The following is a 15039-nucleotide window of genomic DNA, read 5'->3' as shown; positions in this document are numbered from 1 at the left end:
TTTCGGGCGATTCGAGGGCATTTCGTTGCCCGGTTACCACAAAAAAGCCCCGCCCCCCCGGACAGGGGGCGGGGCCATCGGCGAAGCGGCCGAAGAGGGGCGCCGGGTTATTGCGCCGCGCGGGCGCCTTCCTGCTCGTCGGCGACCCCGGCCAGCTGGCGCAGCAACGCCCAGCGCGAGCGGACATTCTCCTCGGCGGCTTCAAGGAGCATGGCGTAGCGCTCGGGATCGGCGTCGCGGATGATGCGGAAGCGGCCCTCGTTGGCCATATAGTCGCCGATCGGCCGGCTGGGCTGGACACCATCCAGGCTCAGCGCCGGGCCGACGCCCATCTTGCGCGGATCGAAGCGATAGAGCGGCCAATAGCCGGTCTCGATCGCCAGTTTCTGCTGGGACAGGCCGCAGGTCAGGTCATAGCCATGGGCGATGCAGTGGCTATAGGCGATGATCAGCGACGGGCCCTCATAGCTGACGGCTTCCGAGAGCGCCCGCAGGGTCTGATTGTCGCTGGCGCCAAAGGCGATGCTGGCGACATAGACATGGCCGTTGGCCATGGCGATCTGCCCCAGGTCCTTTTTGGGCAGGGCCTTGCCGGCGACCGAGAACTTGGCCGAGGCGCCGATCGGCGTCGATTTGGACTGCTGACCCCCGGTGTTGGAATAGACCTCGGTATCCATCACCAGGATATTGACGTTGCGACCCGAGCTGATGACGTGGTCGAGGCCGCCGTAGCCGATGTCATAGGCCCAGCCGTCGCCACCGACGATCCACACCACCTTTTCCACCAGATAATCGGCCAGCCCTTCCAGGGCCCGGGCTTGCCAGCCGGTCAGACCGCCGAGTTCGGCGCGCAGGGAGACCACGCGCTCGCGCTGGGCGGCGATGGCCGCTTCGTCGTTGTTGGCGGCGTTGGCCACCAGACCGTCGACCAGAACGCCGCTGAGCTGCGGGGCGAGGGCGCCAAGCAGGCGCTTGGCCTCGGAGCGGTGTTGGTCAAGGGCGAGGCGGAAGCCCAGGCCGAATTCGGCGTTGTCTTCAAACAGCGAGTTCGACCACGCCGGCCCCCGGCCATTGGCGTCCTTGGCATAGGGCGAGGTGGGAAGGTTGCCGCCGTAGATCGACGAGCAGCCGGTGGCATTGGCGATCATCAGCCGGTCGCCCCACATTTGGGTCAACAGCTTCAGATAGGGGGTCTCGCCGCAGCCCTGGCAGGCGCCGGAGAACTCGAACAGCGGCGTCATGAACTGGCTGTTCTTGACCGTCGGCCGCAGCGAGGTGCGGGCGACATCGGGCAGATCAAGGAAGATTTCCCAGTTTTCCTTGCAGGCGCTTACCACGTCCTCGCGGGCGTGCATGGTCAGCGAGCGCGCGCCGGTGGCCTTGTCCTTGCCCGGACAGGCTTCCACGCAGATGCCGCAGCCGGTGCAGTCCTCGGGCGAAAGCGCCAGCACATAGGCCGATCCCTTGAGGTCGTCCTTGCCCTTATAGGGGGTGGAGTTCATCGAGGCGGGCAGGGCGGCGGCGGCCTCGGCCGGGACGGCCTTGACCCGCAGGGCGGCGTGTGGGCAGACCATCACGCATTTGTTGCACTGGATGCACAGATCCGCGTCCCAGGAACAAACCTGCTGGGCGATATCGCGCTTTTCCCAGCGCGCGGTTTCGGTCGGCCAGGTGCCGTCGACCGGCATGGCGCTGACCGGCAAGCTGTCGCCCTTGCCCGCCAGCATGACGGCGGTGACATTGCGGACGAAATCGGGGGCGCCGGCGGAGACCAGGGGCGGCAGGGCGTGGCCGGTGAGAACGCCGGGGATCGTCACGCTTTGCAGCCGCGACAGGGTTTGATCGACGGCGGCGAAATTGGCGTCGATTACCTTCTGGCTTTTGCGGGCGTAGGTCTTGGAGATGGCCTTCTTGATCTCCTCGATCGCCTCGTCGCGCGGCATCACCCCCGACAGCGCGAAGAAACAGGTCTGCATGATGGTGTTGATGCGCTGGCCCATGCCCGTTTCCTGGGCAACCTTATTGGCATCGATGACGAACAGCTTGAGATCGCGGTCGATGATCGTCTGCTGAACCGGACGGGGCAGGGCGTCCCACACCGTATCCTTGTCGTGGGGGGAATTGAGCAGCAGCGTCGCGCCGACGGCGGCGGTTTCCAGCACATCGACCTTGTCGAGGAAGCTGAAGTGATGGCAGGCGATGAAATCGGCCTCGTCGATCAGATAAGGCGCGCGGATCGGGCGCGGCCCGAAGCGCAGGTGGGAAATGGTGATCGCCCCGGATTTCTTGGAATCATAGACGAAATAGCCCTGACCGTGGATGGTCGGAGAGTCCGAGATGATCTTGATCGAGTTCTTATTGGCGCCCACCGTGCCATCGGCGCCCAGACCGAAGAACACCGACCGCTTGATATCGGCGCTTTCGATGCGGAACGAGCGATCGACGCTCAGCGACAGATGGGTGACGTCGTCCTCAATGCCGACGGTGAAGGCCTGCTTGGGATTGGCCTTGGCCAGTTCATCGAAGATCGCCTTGACCATCGCCGGGGTGAATTCCTTCGACGACAGGCCATAGCGCCCGCCGATCACCGCCGGATCGACGATGCCGGCGCGCAGACCCAGGGCCTTGGCCCGGGCGAGGGCGCCGACGACATCAAGGTACAGCGGCTCGCCGATGGCGCCCGATTCCTTGCAGCGGTCGAGCACGGCGATGGCGCGGACGGAAACCGGCAGGGCGGCGACGAAGGCGTCGACCGAGAAGGGGCGGAACAGCCGGACCTTGACGACGCCGATCTTCTCGCCGCGCGCCACCAGCCAGTCGACGGTCTCGGCGACGGTTTCGGCGCCCGATCCCATGATGACGACGACGCGTTCGGCCTGGGGATGGCCGACGTAATCAAACAATCCGTAGCGGCGGCCGGTCAGGGCGGCGAGGCGGTCCATATAGGACTGCACGATGGCCGGGCAGGCGTCATAGAACGGATTGCGCGCCTCCTGGGCCTGGAAGAAGGTGTCGGGGTTCTGGGCCGTGCCGCGGGTGACGGGGGTGTCGGGCGTCAGCGCCCGGGCGCGGTGCGCCGCCACCAGATCGTCGTCGATCATCGCGTGCAGATCGTCGTCGGTCATCAGCTCGATCTTGTTCACCTCGTGCGAGGTGCGGAAGCCGTCGAAAAAGTGCAGGAAGGGGATGCGGCTTTCCAGGCTCGCTCCGTGAGCGACGCTGGCCAGATCATGGGCCTCTTGGACCGAGGCCGAGGCGAGGATGGCGAAGCCGGTCTGCCGGCAGGCCATGACGTCGGACTGGTCGCCAAAGATCGACAGGGCATGGGTGGCCAGGGTGCGCGCCGTGACATGCATGCAAAACGGCGTCAGCTCGCCGGCGATCTTGTACATATTGGGGATCATCAACAGCAGCCCCTGGGAGGCCGTGAAGGTGGTGCCCAGCGAGCCGGTCTGGATGGCGCCGTGACAGGCGCCGGCGGCGCCGCCCTCGGACTGCATCTCGACGACTTGCGGAACGGCGCCCCAGATGTTGGTCAGGCCTTTCGCCGACCATTCGTCGGAAAGCTCGCCCATGGTCGAAGACGGGGTAATCGGATAGATGACGGCCACCTCGCTCACACGATAAGCGACCGAGGCGCAAGCCTCGTTGCCGTCGATGGCGACCATTTTCCGTACGGACATAGGGAACGCTCCTCCTTCGATCGATGCCGGCTCATCGGCCGGGCGTCGTTGTTTGGGTCGGAATGCGGGGTAGGCGGGGTCTGCCGTCCCTCCCCCGGATCTCGGGGGCGGCGGGCGACCGAACTCTTTCCCGGAGCGCTGTCGCGTCTCCAGGACGCCTGAGCCCACCTCTGCAAAAGGGCCCTGACCATTGTAGCGAAACTGTAGAAGTTCTTTATCAGTAATAAGTCTTTTCCCAGGAATTGGGCAAGAAACATGGGTGACTGGCCAACTGTATTTTTAATAATAAATCAAAATAGTATATTACTAAATTAGTGGGACATAAAACCGCCGCGACTCTCGGCCGCCGCCATTCCCGGGACGCTTCCGGCCGCTCTCCGGGGCCGTCCCCGTCCGCTCCTTGACTATCGCTTGAGGAAGTCCATTTCGCCGCCCGCGCTAAGTGTCTGAAAAACGTGGACCGAAGCGGCCCGAAATGATAGTCGTTCGCAAATCTGCGGAAAGCCGCAGGGCCCATTATTCAAAAGCGAGGGGGGCTCGCCCCCTGTCGGGGGAGGCGGGGCGAAGGCGGGTTTGCGTGACGGATGTGAAAGACTCCCTTGATCTGTTCCTTCGGCATCGAAGGGCTTTGATCGATTATGCTACCCCAATTGTCGGCGACTCGATGCGGGCCGAGGATGTGGTTCAGGAGGCATGGTTGCGATTCGATTCGGCCTCGCCTTCGCCGACATCCACCGAAGCCGGGCGCGGGACGGCCCTCGAACGCCCCGTCGGCTACCTATACAAGATCGTGCGCAATCTCGCGGTGGACCTGTCTCGGCGACTGAAACGGGAGGCCTGGATGGGCGATGGCGGGGCCAGTCTGGACGGGGTGGCGGCCGGCGCCCCGTCGCCCGAACAAGAGGCGATCGGCCGCGACGACCTGCGCGCCGTCGCCCAGGCCCTGGCCAGCCTGCCGCCCCGCACGCGGACCGCTTTTGATCTGCACCGCTTCGAAAATTGCACCTTTGCCGAAATCGGCCAGCGCCTGGGCATCTCGCAGACCCGCGCCCATAGCCTAGTCCACGAGGCTTTGGCCCATTGCCTCGATCACCTCGATCGGAGTTCAAAGCTTTGATCGAAAAAAACAATGGGGGAAAGCCCGGGGCCGTTCGTCTAACCAAGGAGGGGATGGAGGATCGTCCCGCATGCGCAAAAAGCAGGGAGACGGCGATGGCCGTGGGGGCCGCCGGGGATAGTCGAGAGGATGCGGCGCGGGATCGCCTGATCGCCGAGGCGACGGCGCGGTTCCTGCGTTTGCGAACCGATCCCGCCGATGCGGCCGGGCGCGCCGATCTCGCGCGCTGGCTGGCGGCTTCGCCCCGTCATGGCGAGGTGTGGCGCGCGCTGGAGCGCACATGGCGGGCGACGGGACTGCTCGGCCCGCTCGCCGCCCCCCAATCGGCCCCGTCGCCGGTTCGCCGTCCCGCCCGCCCGTCCAAACGGGCGCGCCGGCTGACGGCCTTCGCCTTGGCCGCGTCGCTGGCCCTGGGGATCGGCGCGCTGGTCGGCGGGCCTTTGTGGCCGGGCGCCGATTACCGGGCCGGGGCGGCGGGGATCGCCGCGATCGTCTTGGAGGACGGCTCGCGGGTTCGGCTCGATGCCGGAAGCGCGCTTGATGTCGCCTATGGTCCCGATCGGCGCGAGGTGGCCTTGCGCGACGGTCCGGCCTTCTTCGAGGTCGAGCCCGATACGGCGCGGCCCTTCGTCGTGCGGGCGGGCGCGGTGGAGGTCACGGTCACCGGCACCGCCTTCGCCATCGATGTCTCGGCGAGCGAGGTTGGCGTCAGTGTCGAGCATGGCGGCGTTCGCGTGGTTTCGGCCGGGCGGAGCGCCCTGTTGGCGCCGGGGGAGCGGATGCGCATCGCCAAGGCCGATGGCGCGGTTGTGCGCGACCGCGTGCCGCTTTCGGCCATCGGCCCCTGGCGGCGTGGCCGGTTGCTGGTCGAGGATCGGGCCTTGTCCGAGGTGGTCGAGGCGGTGGAGCGCCATTTCGCCGGGGCGATCATCCTTGGCGATGGGGCAATGGCCGAACGGCGGGTCACCGGCGTCTTCGATCTTGGCGATCCCGAGCGGGCGCTGCGGGCGGCGGTGGAGCCTTTGGGCGGAGAAATCCGCCGGCTCGGCCCCTGGCTTTTGATGGTTTCCGGACCCTCCGATCCGCGCTAACGCGGCTTTCGGGAAAAAGTTCCTAAAAAAACGAGGATTTTCTGAAGAATGCTTCGGCTGCGTCGTCTCTTTCCCACAAGCGCATGCGAACAAGTCGCATTATCGCTTTTAGTATGGGATGGCGAGGGTATCCAAATGAGGCATGAGGGAAGGGTGGGGCGGACCGGGCGACGGGCCGCCCTGGTGGCCGGGGCGTCGGTCGCGGTCTTGGTGATGGGAGGGGTGGGGGCCGCCGGCGCGGCGTCAGCGCCGCAGGTTTCGCAAGCGGCGGCGGTGCGGTCGTTTGATATTCCCGCCCAGTCGCTGGCCGGGGCCCTGACCCTGTTTGGCGATCAGGCGGGGGTGCAGATCGCCGCCGAAAGCGCCGTGGTCGCCGGGCGGGCGGCGCCGGCGGTCAGCGGCGCCATGGCGCCCGAGGAGGCGTTGCGCCGATTGCTGGCGGGCAGCGGGCTGCTGTGGCGCTTCACCGATGCGACGACGGTTGTGCTGGAAAAGCCGGCGGCGGCCGGCGGGGTGACCGTGGCCGATCCGGTGACGGTCGAGGCCGCCCCCTTGCGCCAATCGCCGACCGGGCCGGTCGCCGGTTTCGTCGCCGAACGCTCGATCACGGCGACCAAGACCGATACGCCGATCGTCGAGACTCCGCAGGCGATCGCCGTGGTCACCGCCGATCAGATGGACAAGCGCGCCGTTCAGAACGTCGGTCAGGCGCTTGGCTATGCCGCCGGTGTCGTCGCCCAGCCCAGCGGCGCCGATGCCCGTTACGATGTGCCGCAGATCCGCGGGTTCTCGGTGGCCGAGGGTCAGTATCTGAACGGTCTGCGCATCATGCGCGGCTTCGGCGCGCCGTCGGTCGAGGTCTATGGCCTGGAGCGGATCGAGGCCCTGCGCGGTCCGTCTTCGGTTCTGTATGGGCAGGCGAGCCCGGGCGGCCTGCTCAATATGATCAGCAAGCGCCCGGTCGATGAGGCCTTTGGCGAAATCACCGTCGAGGCCGGCAGCGAAAAGCGCTTCCAGGGCGGCTTCGATCTCGGCGGACCGATCGCCGATGATCTGCCTTTGACCTATCGCCTGACCGGTGTGGTCCGCGACAGCGGCACCCAGATGGATCACATCGACGACGACCGTTATTTCCTGGCGCCGGCGGTGACCTGGAAGAGCGACGATCAGGCGACGCGGGTCACCTTGCTGACCCAGGTTCAGCACGATCGCTCGGGATCGCCGCTGGGATTGCCGCTGGCTGGAACGCTCTATGACAATCCCTTGGGCAAGCTGTCGCGCGACCTTTATCTGGGCGAGCCCGATTTCGACGAGTCCGCGCGCACCCAATGGAGCTTGGGCTATGAGGCCGAGCGGCGGGTCAATGATCAGGTGACGCTGCGTCAAAACGCCCGCTACATGGCGCTCGATTGGGATTACCAGGGCCTGTATTACGCCGGTTTGGCCAGCGACAACCGCACGGCCTATCGCGGGACCTCCTATCAGAACGAGGACCTCGATACCGTCAATGTCGACACCCAGGGCGAGGTGACGCTGGGCACCGGGCCGCTTGCCCATACGGTTCTGGGCGGCGTCGATGTGCGCTATTTCGACGCCCACACCAAGTCGCTGTTTGGCTCGGCGCCGTCGATCGACATCTATAACCCGGTCTATGGTCAGGCGATCGCCGCCCCCACCGGCAGCGCCACCGACAAGACCCAACGGATGACCCAGGTCGGGCTTTATGTCCAAGATCAGATCCGCTGGCACGACTGGCAACTGACCGCCGGCCTGCGCCACGACGTGGCGACCATCCGCACCAAGATCAAAGGTAAGGGCGGCGGCAAGCAGGACGACGCCGCGACCACCGGCCGCGTCGGCCTGTCCTATATCTTCGATTTCGGTCTGGTGCCCTACCTCAGCTATTCGACCTCGTTCGATCCGCAGACCGGCACGGCGGCCCCGCAACGCGGCGGCGGCAATTTCGATTCCAGCCAAGGGCGCCAGTACGAGGCCGGGATGAAATTCCAGCCCAAGGGCTACAACAGCTTCCTGGCGGCGTCGCTTTTCGATCTGACCCAGACCAACGTGAAGTCGAGCGACCCGCTCTATAGCGGCTATAGCGTCCAAACCGGCGAGATCACCGTTCAGGGCTTTGAACTCGAAGCCCTGGCCAGCCTCTACGAGGGGCTGAATCTCAGCGCCAGCTACACCCTGCAAGAGGCCGAGATCACCGGCGGGGCGGCCAGCGAAAAGGGCAACCGGCCGGCCAATGTGCCAAGCCAGACGGCCTCGCTGTGGGTGGATTACACCATCCAACCCCAGAGCGCGGTGGGGAAGCTGGGCTTGGCCGGCATCGGCCTGGGCGGCGGCGTGCGCTATGTCGGCGAACGCTATGGCGACAACGCCAACACCATCAAGCTCGAGTCCAACACGGTTTTCGACGCCGAGATCGGTTACGAGCGCGAAACCTGGAAGGTCGCGCTCAATCTGAACAACCTGACCGATGAGGACACCATCGGCACCTGCACGGCCTTTGGCTGCTACTACGGCGACGGACGGACCGTCGTCGGTAAACTCACCTATCGCTGGTAAGGACCGCCATGGACAAGACCCCGCGGAAATCCTCTGGAGCGCGTCTCTGGTTCCTTGTGCATTCCTGGATGGGATTGCCGTTGTGGGCCTATGTCTTCTTTCTGTGCTTCACCGGCACCCTGGCCTCGGTCAGCCACGAGATCATGTGGCTGATCGATCCGGAGGTGCGGGCGGGCGCCAGCGGCGATCCGGCTCCGGCCAGCGCCCTGATCGCCGCCGCCGAGGCCGCCGCCCCGGGGTCGCGCGCCCTGTCGGTTGGTTGGGGCGCCGATTACATGGCGGCGACGGTGCGTCTAGGCCTTGAGAACGGCCTTTACGCCATGGCCTATGTCGATCCGGTCAGCGCCACCCTGCGCGGCATCGGTTCGGATAACCCCTTGCCGGTCTTCCTGCGCGCCCTGCATGGCTGGCTGCTGTCGCCGTGGACGGGCGGCTATCCCTGGGGGTGGTATCTGGTGGCGGTGATGGCGATTCCGCTGCTTGGATCGGTCGTTACCGGCATGGTCGTTTACAAGCGCTTCTGGCGGGCCTTCTTCACCCGCCCCAAGCTGCGCACCGGCAAGGGCGCCCGGGTTCTCCTTGGCGATCTTCACCGGCTTGGCGGGGCGTGGTCTTTGTGGTTCGTGCTGCTAATCGGCGTCACCGGCCTGTGGTTCCTGGTTCAGGCGGCGATCGTCGATCTGCGCGGCGCGCTTGATCCCGGGGCGCCGCTGGTGGTCATCGACCGGGCCGATCTGCCCAAACGGGCCCCGGGCGAGCATCCGCCGCCGGCCGAGGTCGACGCGGCTTTGGCCGCCGCCCAGGCCACCCATGCGGGTGGGCGGGTTACCGCGCTTTATTTCCCCGGCACCGCCTTTGATCCGATCTATGCCTATGGCAGCGGCCGGGTGCCGCTCCTGTCGGATGTGACCTATGTCCATCCGCGCACGGCGGAGGTGCTTTATAGCAAAAAGGGCGGAGACTCCGGGCCCCTGGGCTTGGCCTCGCAGATCCTGCGGCCGCTCCATGTCGGCGATTTCGGCGGCCCCGGAGCCCTGGGGCTGGCGATCAAGGGGGTGTGGTTCCTCTTCGGCTTGATTTTGTCGATGCTGATCTTTTCGGGGATGCTGATCTGGAGCAAGCGCACCGTTCGCGCCACCCTCGAGATGCGCCAAGGCGCTAAGCTTGGGGAGAGCCCCTCCCATGCGTAAGCTCTGGCACCGCTCGAAATTCCATCTCAGCGCCCTGATGCTGTTTCTTCCGGCGTTCTATTTCGCCCAGCAGCACGGGGCCTTTTCCACCGCCACCGCCGTCGGCGCCATGCCGGCGACGGCCCCCGCCGCCGTTGCCTTGGGGCCGTGGCGCGTGGCGGTCAGCGCCATGCCCGGCCTGCCGGAACCCGGGGCCGACGGCGCCCTGCGCCGTTTCATCTTGGTCAAGATCGTAGAAGGCGATGTCGACACCATCCGCGGCAGTTTCCTGCGGATCGGCAAGCCGCGCAATATCCGCACGCTTGGCGCGCTGGCTTACGGCAATCCCCATTTCGCCATGGCTCAGGTGCCCGTTCCCGAGGGTCTGACCGGCAAGGAAGAGCTGTGGCTGACCATCGAGGGGTGGGACGGCACCCTTCACCAAACGTCCTGGCCGCTCGCCGCCGTGACCGGCCAGGGAGCAGACCAAGAGACCAAGGAAGGGAACCGGTGATGAAACGTATTTTTCCGATGTCCTCCTGGGCGATCGCCCTGGGTGGGCTGGGCGCCGCCCTTGTGTCGCCCTCGCTCGCCCTGGCCCATTATCCGCTGTGCAGCTGCGAGATGGCCGACGCCCAGACGGTGCGCTGCACCGGGGGCTTCTCCGATGGCTCGGGCGCGCCGGGGGTGACGCTCGATGTCATTTCCTATGACGAGCAGGTTCTGGTCGCCGGCAAGCTCGGGGCCGATTCGACCCTGGTCTTTCCCAAGCCGGCCAGCGAGTTCTACGTGCTGTTCGATGCCGGCCCCGGCCATACGGTCGAAATCGAACACGCCGACATTCATTGACGGTGGCCCCGATGCACAGACAAAGGGTCGCCGCCGCCGGGGCGGGACGCGAGGCGGGGTGGGTGGCCCTGGCCGCCCTGGTTATCGTTGTCGCCGCCGCCTCGTGGATCGGTCTGCGTGGACAAACCCCCGAGGCGGCCGCCCTCGCGCCCTATCAGATCGACGCGCGGACGGCGCTGACCCCGGCTGAACAGGGGATTTTCGCCGATCTGCGTCTGGTCGCCCTGGAACTCGACCGCACCGCCCCTTTGCCCGGACCCGATGAGCTGGGCGCGGAAGGGTTGCCGCCCTTCGTCGCCGATGCCAGTTGGCGGGCGCGCGGCGGCCATCGCTGGCACGCCGTGGACGGCGGCTATGTCGGCCTCAGCGCCTACGCCGAGGTCGCCGCCTCGATGGTTCTGCGCCTGGAGGGCGAGGGGGCCGAGGTCTGGCTCAAACCCACCCATACCCCGCCGGCCGGGCTCGATGAGGCGACGCTGATCGCCGAGGGCTGGAAGCAGGCCGTTACCTCATTTTCCGCCGGAGTCACCCGATGAACCGTCGCCGTTTCCTGTCGCTCGCCGCCGCCACCGCCGGCAGCGCCGCCCTGCCGGCCCGATCCGTTTTCGCCGCCGACCGTCCGCGCATCGGGGTGACGCTCCATCCCTATTATTCCTATGTCGCCCATATAGTCGGCGAGGCGGCCGAGGTGGTGCCGATCATCCCCGCCGGCTTCAATCCCCATGCCTATGAGCCCCGGCCCGAGGATATCCGCCGCATTGGCACGCTTGACGTTCTGGTGGTCAACGGCATCGGCCACGATGATTTCGCCGGCCGCATGGTCGCCGCCTCGGAACGGCCCGATCTGCCGCTGATCGAGGCCAATGCCGAGGTGCCGCTGCTCGCCGCCTCGGGCGCCAATGCCCGCACTGGCGCGGCGGGCAAGGTGGTCAATCCCCATACCTTCTTGTCGATCACCGGGTCGATCCAGCAGGTCTATACCATCGCCCGCGCCCTGGGCGAGCGGGTTCCCGATCGGGCCGAGGTGTTCAACGCCAATGCCCGGGCCTATGCCAAGCGCCTGCGCGGCCTGCGGGCGGCGGCCCTGGCCAAGCTGGCCGGGGCGCCCGAGGTCGGCTTGCGGGTGGCGACCATCCACGACGCCTATAATTACCTGCTGCGCGAATTCGGCCTGGAGGTCGCCGCCGTGGTCGAACCGGCCCATGGCATCGAACCGAGCCCGGCGCAATTGGCCGAAACCATCGCCACGCTGCGCCGCCTGGATGTGCAGGTGATCTTCTCGGAGCTGAATTTCCCCAGCCCCTATGTCGAGACCATCCGCCGCGAAACCGGCATCGCCCTGTATGCCTTCTCGCATATCTCGACGGGCGCCTATACCGCGAGCCTGTTCGAGGAAGAGACCGGGCGCAATCTCGATACCCTGGTCCGCGCCATGCTGGAGGCCAAGGGGTGAGCGGTCCGTCGATCGAAATCAGCGGACTGAGCTTGGCTTTGGGCGGCACCTCGATCCTGGAGGACGTGGCGCTGCGGGTGGCGCCGGGGACGATCCAGGCGGTGGTCGGTCCCAATGGCGGCGGTAAGTCGTCGCTGGTGTCGGCCCTGCTCGGGCTGATGCCCCATCGCGGGACGATCGATATCGACTGGCCGGGCGATCGCCCCGGCGTGCTGGCCTATGTTCCCCAATCCCTGGCCTTCGATCCCGGTCTGCCGATGACCGTCAGCGATGTTCTGGCGGTGATGTGCCAGCGCCGCCCGGCCTTTCTCGGCCCCGCGCGCCGCCTTGCCGGGCGCTATGACCAGGCTTTGGAGCGGGTGGGGATGGCGGGCAAGCGTCATCGGCGCTTCGGCGCGCTGTCGGGGGGCGAGCGCCAAAGGGTTCTGCTGGCCCAGGCACTGATCCCCGACCCCGATCTGGTGATCCTTGATGAGCCGATGACGGCGCTTGATGAAGCCGGAGCCGTGATCTTCGAGGATGTTCTGGCCGGGTTCCGGGCGCGCGGCGTCACGGTTTTATGGGTGGAGCACGACCTGGGGGCGGTGCGCCGGCTGGCCGATCACGCCTGCGGCTTGAACCGCGCGGTTCTGTTCAATGGGCCGCCCTCGGCCGTTCTGGCGGCCGAGCGCCTGCTGGCGCTGTTCTCCGCCCCGTCTCAGCGCTCCCTGCGGGAGGCCCTATCGTGAGCTTCGAAGCGCTGCGCGCCGTCGTCCAGGGCTGGGCGGCGGCGGGATTGCTGCCCGCCGGGCTGACCTATGGCTTCCTGGTCAACGCCCTGATCGCCGCCCTGATCGCCGGTCCGGTGCTGGGTGGCCTGGGAACCCTGGTGGTGACCAAGCGTCTGGCCTTTTTTTCCGAGGCGGTCGGCCATGCCGCCCTGACCGGGGTGGCCATCGGCATCTTGCTGGGCGAGCCCTATACCGGGCCCTATGCCAGCCTGTTTGGCTATTGCCTGTTGTTCGCCCTGCTTGTCGCCTTCTTGCGCAATCGCACCGGCTTGGCCACCGAGACGCTGATCGGCGTGTTCTTGTCGGTGTCGTTGGCGCTGGGCGCCAGCCTGCTGCTGATGCTCTCGACCCGGGTCAACGTCCATATCCTGGAAAACGTGCTGTTTGGCTCGGTGCTGACCGTCGATGACCGCGATCTCGGCGTGCTGCTGGTCGTCGGGCTGGGGGTGAGCGTTGTCGGTTTGCCGCTGTTCAACCGCCTGATGCTGGGCGGCTTCAACCCGGCCCTGGCCCAGGTGCGCGGCGTGCGGGTGGTCTTTCTGGATTATCTGTTCCTGATGCTGGTCACGGTGGTGACGGTGGCTTCGGTGAAGATCATCGGCGCCATTCTGGTTGGCGCCCTGCTGGTCATTCCGGCGGCGGCGGCGCGGGTGGCGGCACGCTCCCTGCGTGGATTTTTCCTGCTCAGCATCGTCTTCGCCACGCTGTCGGCGGTGGCCGGGATCCTGATCCCGGTGCATTTCGACCTGCCCATTCCCTCGGGCGGCGCCATCATCCTGGCCGCCGGCCTTCTTTTCCTTGGGGCGTCCGTCGCCCGCATGCTGTCGCGGAGCAAGCCGTCATGAAGATCCTCGCCCTTTTCCTTTCCCTGATCGCTTTCACTCTGCCCTCGGCCGCCCGCGCCGAAGCGGTGATCCTGGCCGGTCATCCGTTGACGGCGGGATTGGCCGGCGCCCTGCTTGATGGTACGGCGGTGAGCCTGCGGGTGGTGGTGCCGGCCGCCCTGCCGATGGGCCGGCAGGCGGCTTTCCTGGCCGGGCGTGGGGAAAAGGCGCTGGCCGAGGCCGCCCTGGGCGCCGAGGCGGTGGTGTCGCTGCGCTCGCTGTGGCCCGAGGATCCGCTGTTTCCCATGGCGCGGCGGACCAATATCCGCCTGGTCGAGATCGACGCCGGCCGGCCGGTCGATGGCGCCTTGCCCGGGGTCGCCGCCGTGCGCGCGCCCTCGGCCGGGGCCCTGGGAGCGGCTTTGGGCATCCCGGCGCCGGCCCTGGCGCCGGCCGCCCCGGCGCCCTGGCTGTCGGCGAACGCCCTGGGGCGGATGGCCGATATCCTGGCCGCCGACCTGCGGCGCTTGCATCCCGAGGCCGCCCCGCGAATCAGCGCCAATCTTGACGGCCTGAAGCGCGCCCTGCTCGCCCAATCGGCGCGGGCGGCCCAGGCCTTCGCCGGCCTTGCCGATCCTGGCGTGGTGTCGCTCAGCGACCGCTTCGCCGCCCTGACGCCCGATCTGGGGCTGGATGCGCGCGCCAGTGTCGCCCTGGATGACCGTGAATGGACGCCCGAACGGACTCGGATCCTTGGCGATTTCCTGGTGGGCGAGGCGGTGCGGGTGGTTCTCGCCCATCGCCCGCCGCCGGCCGAGGTGGGGGCGGCGATCAGCGGGGCGGGGGCGAAGCTGGTGATCCTGGACAGCCTGGAAAGCGGTCCGCCGGTCGATGTTCCGGTGGCTTTCGCATCGATCATCGACGCCCTGCTGGCGGCCTTTCCGGCCGATGGCCTTTAAGGGCGTTCAAAAAGGAATTATGCAACCGATGGTTTTTGAGTCACACTTGGCGACGGGAGATAAAAAACCGACGGGAGGATAAACCCATGTCCAATGCCCTCGCCACCCTCGCTTCGCCAGCCGATGACATCGCCTTTTATGAAGAGCGCCTGCGCGCCGCCATGCTAACGGGCGATCTCAAGGGTCTTGAAACCTTGCTTGCCGATGATCTCGCCTTTGTCGATCACACGGGATGCGTGAAAACCAAGCAAACCCATCTTGAGCCTTATCGCGCCGGGCTGCTCAAGCTGTCGCGCCTGGATCTTTCCGACGCCGTGGTCCGCGCCGCCGGCGAGGACGGCCGGGTGGTGGTGGTGCGCGCGGTGACGGCGGGCGTCTATGACGGCGAGGCCTTCACCGAAACCTTGCGCTTTACCCGGATATGGCGGCGCACCCAGGGCCCGGCGGGCTGGAAGTTGGTCGCCGGTCATTGCAGTGTTATCCTCTGACCACGCTTTTCCTGTGGGGCAAGGGCGGCGGGGAGCGGGATGGAAACCGGCGGGGCCGAGGC

At 66.8% G+C, this 15039-nt stretch carries 13 protein-coding genes; 12 read left to right on the top strand and 1 reads right to left on the bottom strand.

Annotation, left to right across the window (positions count from 1 at the left end; genetic code table 11):
* Window positions 1-107 precede the first annotated feature (107 nt).
* A complete protein-coding gene (nifJ, locus tag RRU_RS12420) occupies window positions 108-3683 on the bottom strand; it encodes a pyruvate:ferredoxin (flavodoxin) oxidoreductase (RefSeq protein WP_237703763.1) in 3576 nt (1191 codons plus the stop codon).
* Window positions 3684-4158: 475 nt separating this feature from the next.
* Between nifJ and RRU_RS12415 the strand changes: the two genes are divergently transcribed.
* From RRU_RS12415 to RRU_RS12360, 12 genes are all read left to right on the top strand, one after another.
* Entirely contained in the window at window positions 4159-4800 is a 642-nt protein-coding gene (locus RRU_RS12415) for a sigma-70 family RNA polymerase sigma factor (protein ID WP_269147105.1), read from the top strand.
* Window positions 4801-4895: 95 nt separating this feature from the next.
* Complete coding sequence (locus RRU_RS12410; RefSeq protein ID WP_011390149.1) at window positions 4896-5891, top strand: FecR family protein; 996 nt, start codon at window positions 4896-4898, stop codon at window positions 5889-5891.
* A gap of 135 nt (window positions 5892-6026) precedes the next feature.
* Window positions 6027-8465: a TonB-dependent siderophore receptor gene (locus RRU_RS12405; RefSeq protein WP_011390148.1), complete on the top strand. Its 2439-nt coding sequence runs from the start codon at window positions 6027-6029 to the stop codon at window positions 8463-8465.
* Window positions 8466-8473: 8 nt separating this feature from the next.
* Entirely contained in the window at window positions 8474-9655 is a 1182-nt protein-coding gene (locus tag RRU_RS12400) for a PepSY-associated TM helix domain-containing protein (protein WP_011390147.1), read from the top strand.
* The gene (locus RRU_RS12395) at window positions 9648-10148 is read left to right on the top strand and encodes a hypothetical protein (protein WP_011390146.1); all 501 of its coding nucleotides are present in this window, start codon (window positions 9648-9650) and stop codon (window positions 10146-10148) included. Before RRU_RS12400 ends, RRU_RS12395 begins: the two co-directional genes overlap by 8 nt.
* Entirely contained in the window at window positions 10148-10483 is a 336-nt protein-coding gene (locus tag RRU_RS12390; RefSeq protein ID WP_011390145.1) for a hypothetical protein, read from the top strand. The genes RRU_RS12395 and RRU_RS12390 overlap by 1 nt, the downstream gene beginning before the upstream one ends.
* 11 nt (window positions 10484-10494) lie before the next feature.
* Window positions 10495-11019 (top strand): DUF6162 family protein, encoded by a 525-nt coding sequence (locus RRU_RS12385; RefSeq protein WP_011390144.1) that lies wholly within the window; start codon window positions 10495-10497, stop codon window positions 11017-11019.
* Complete coding sequence (locus RRU_RS12380) at window positions 11016-11936, top strand: metal ABC transporter substrate-binding protein (protein ID WP_011390143.1); 921 nt, start codon at window positions 11016-11018, stop codon at window positions 11934-11936. The genes RRU_RS12385 and RRU_RS12380 overlap by 4 nt, the downstream gene beginning before the upstream one ends.
* On the top strand, window positions 11933-12664 hold the full coding sequence (locus RRU_RS12375) for a metal ABC transporter ATP-binding protein (RefSeq protein ID WP_011390142.1): 732 nt from the start codon (window positions 11933-11935) through the stop codon (window positions 12662-12664). Before RRU_RS12380 ends, RRU_RS12375 begins: the two co-directional genes overlap by 4 nt.
* Window positions 12661-13551: a metal ABC transporter permease gene (locus RRU_RS12370; protein ID WP_011390141.1), complete on the top strand. Its 891-nt coding sequence runs from the start codon at window positions 12661-12663 to the stop codon at window positions 13549-13551. Before RRU_RS12375 ends, RRU_RS12370 begins: the two co-directional genes overlap by 4 nt.
* Window positions 13548-14489, top strand: coding sequence for a metal ABC transporter solute-binding protein, Zn/Mn family (locus RRU_RS12365; protein WP_011390140.1), 942 nt, complete (start codon window positions 13548-13550; stop codon window positions 14487-14489). The genes RRU_RS12370 and RRU_RS12365 overlap by 4 nt, the downstream gene beginning before the upstream one ends.
* Before the next feature lie 86 nt (window positions 14490-14575).
* On the top strand, window positions 14576-14977 hold the full coding sequence (locus RRU_RS12360; RefSeq protein ID WP_011390139.1) for a nuclear transport factor 2 family protein: 402 nt from the start codon (window positions 14576-14578) through the stop codon (window positions 14975-14977).
* The last annotated feature ends 62 nt before the right edge of the window (window positions 14978-15039 follow it).

Source organism: Rhodospirillum rubrum ATCC 11170, assembly GCF_000013085.1.
GTDB classification, from domain to species: Bacteria; Pseudomonadota; Alphaproteobacteria; order Rhodospirillales; family Rhodospirillaceae; genus Rhodospirillum; species Rhodospirillum rubrum.
The sequence above is the reverse complement of the archived record's forward strand: the minus strand, read 5'-3'. Positions and strand labels throughout refer to the sequence as shown.

Excerpts from the sequence above, each read along its gene's own strand:
- nifJ (WP_237703763.1), bottom strand. The coding sequence starts at position 3,683 with ATGTCCGTACGGAAAATGGTCGCCATCGACGGCAACGAGGCTTGCGCC.
- RRU_RS12415 (WP_269147105.1), top strand. The coding sequence starts at position 4,159 with ATGATAGTCGTTCGCAAATCTGCGGAAAGCCGCAGGGCCCATTATTCA.
- RRU_RS12410 (WP_011390149.1), top strand. The coding sequence starts at position 4,896 with ATGGCCGTGGGGGCCGCCGGGGATAGTCGAGAGGATGCGGCGCGGGAT.
- RRU_RS12405 (WP_011390148.1), top strand. The coding sequence starts at position 6,027 with ATGAGGCATGAGGGAAGGGTGGGGCGGACCGGGCGACGGGCCGCCCTG.
- RRU_RS12400 (WP_011390147.1), top strand. The coding sequence starts at position 8,474 with ATGGACAAGACCCCGCGGAAATCCTCTGGAGCGCGTCTCTGGTTCCTT.
- RRU_RS12395 (WP_011390146.1), top strand. The coding sequence starts at position 9,648 with ATGCGTAAGCTCTGGCACCGCTCGAAATTCCATCTCAGCGCCCTGATG.
- RRU_RS12390 (WP_011390145.1), top strand. The coding sequence starts at position 10,148 with ATGAAACGTATTTTTCCGATGTCCTCCTGGGCGATCGCCCTGGGTGGG.
- RRU_RS12385 (WP_011390144.1), top strand. The coding sequence starts at position 10,495 with ATGCACAGACAAAGGGTCGCCGCCGCCGGGGCGGGACGCGAGGCGGGG.
- RRU_RS12380 (WP_011390143.1), top strand. The coding sequence starts at position 11,016 with ATGAACCGTCGCCGTTTCCTGTCGCTCGCCGCCGCCACCGCCGGCAGC.
- RRU_RS12365 (WP_011390140.1), top strand. The coding sequence starts at position 13,548 with ATGAAGATCCTCGCCCTTTTCCTTTCCCTGATCGCTTTCACTCTGCCC.
- RRU_RS12360 (WP_011390139.1), top strand. The coding sequence starts at position 14,576 with ATGTCCAATGCCCTCGCCACCCTCGCTTCGCCAGCCGATGACATCGCC.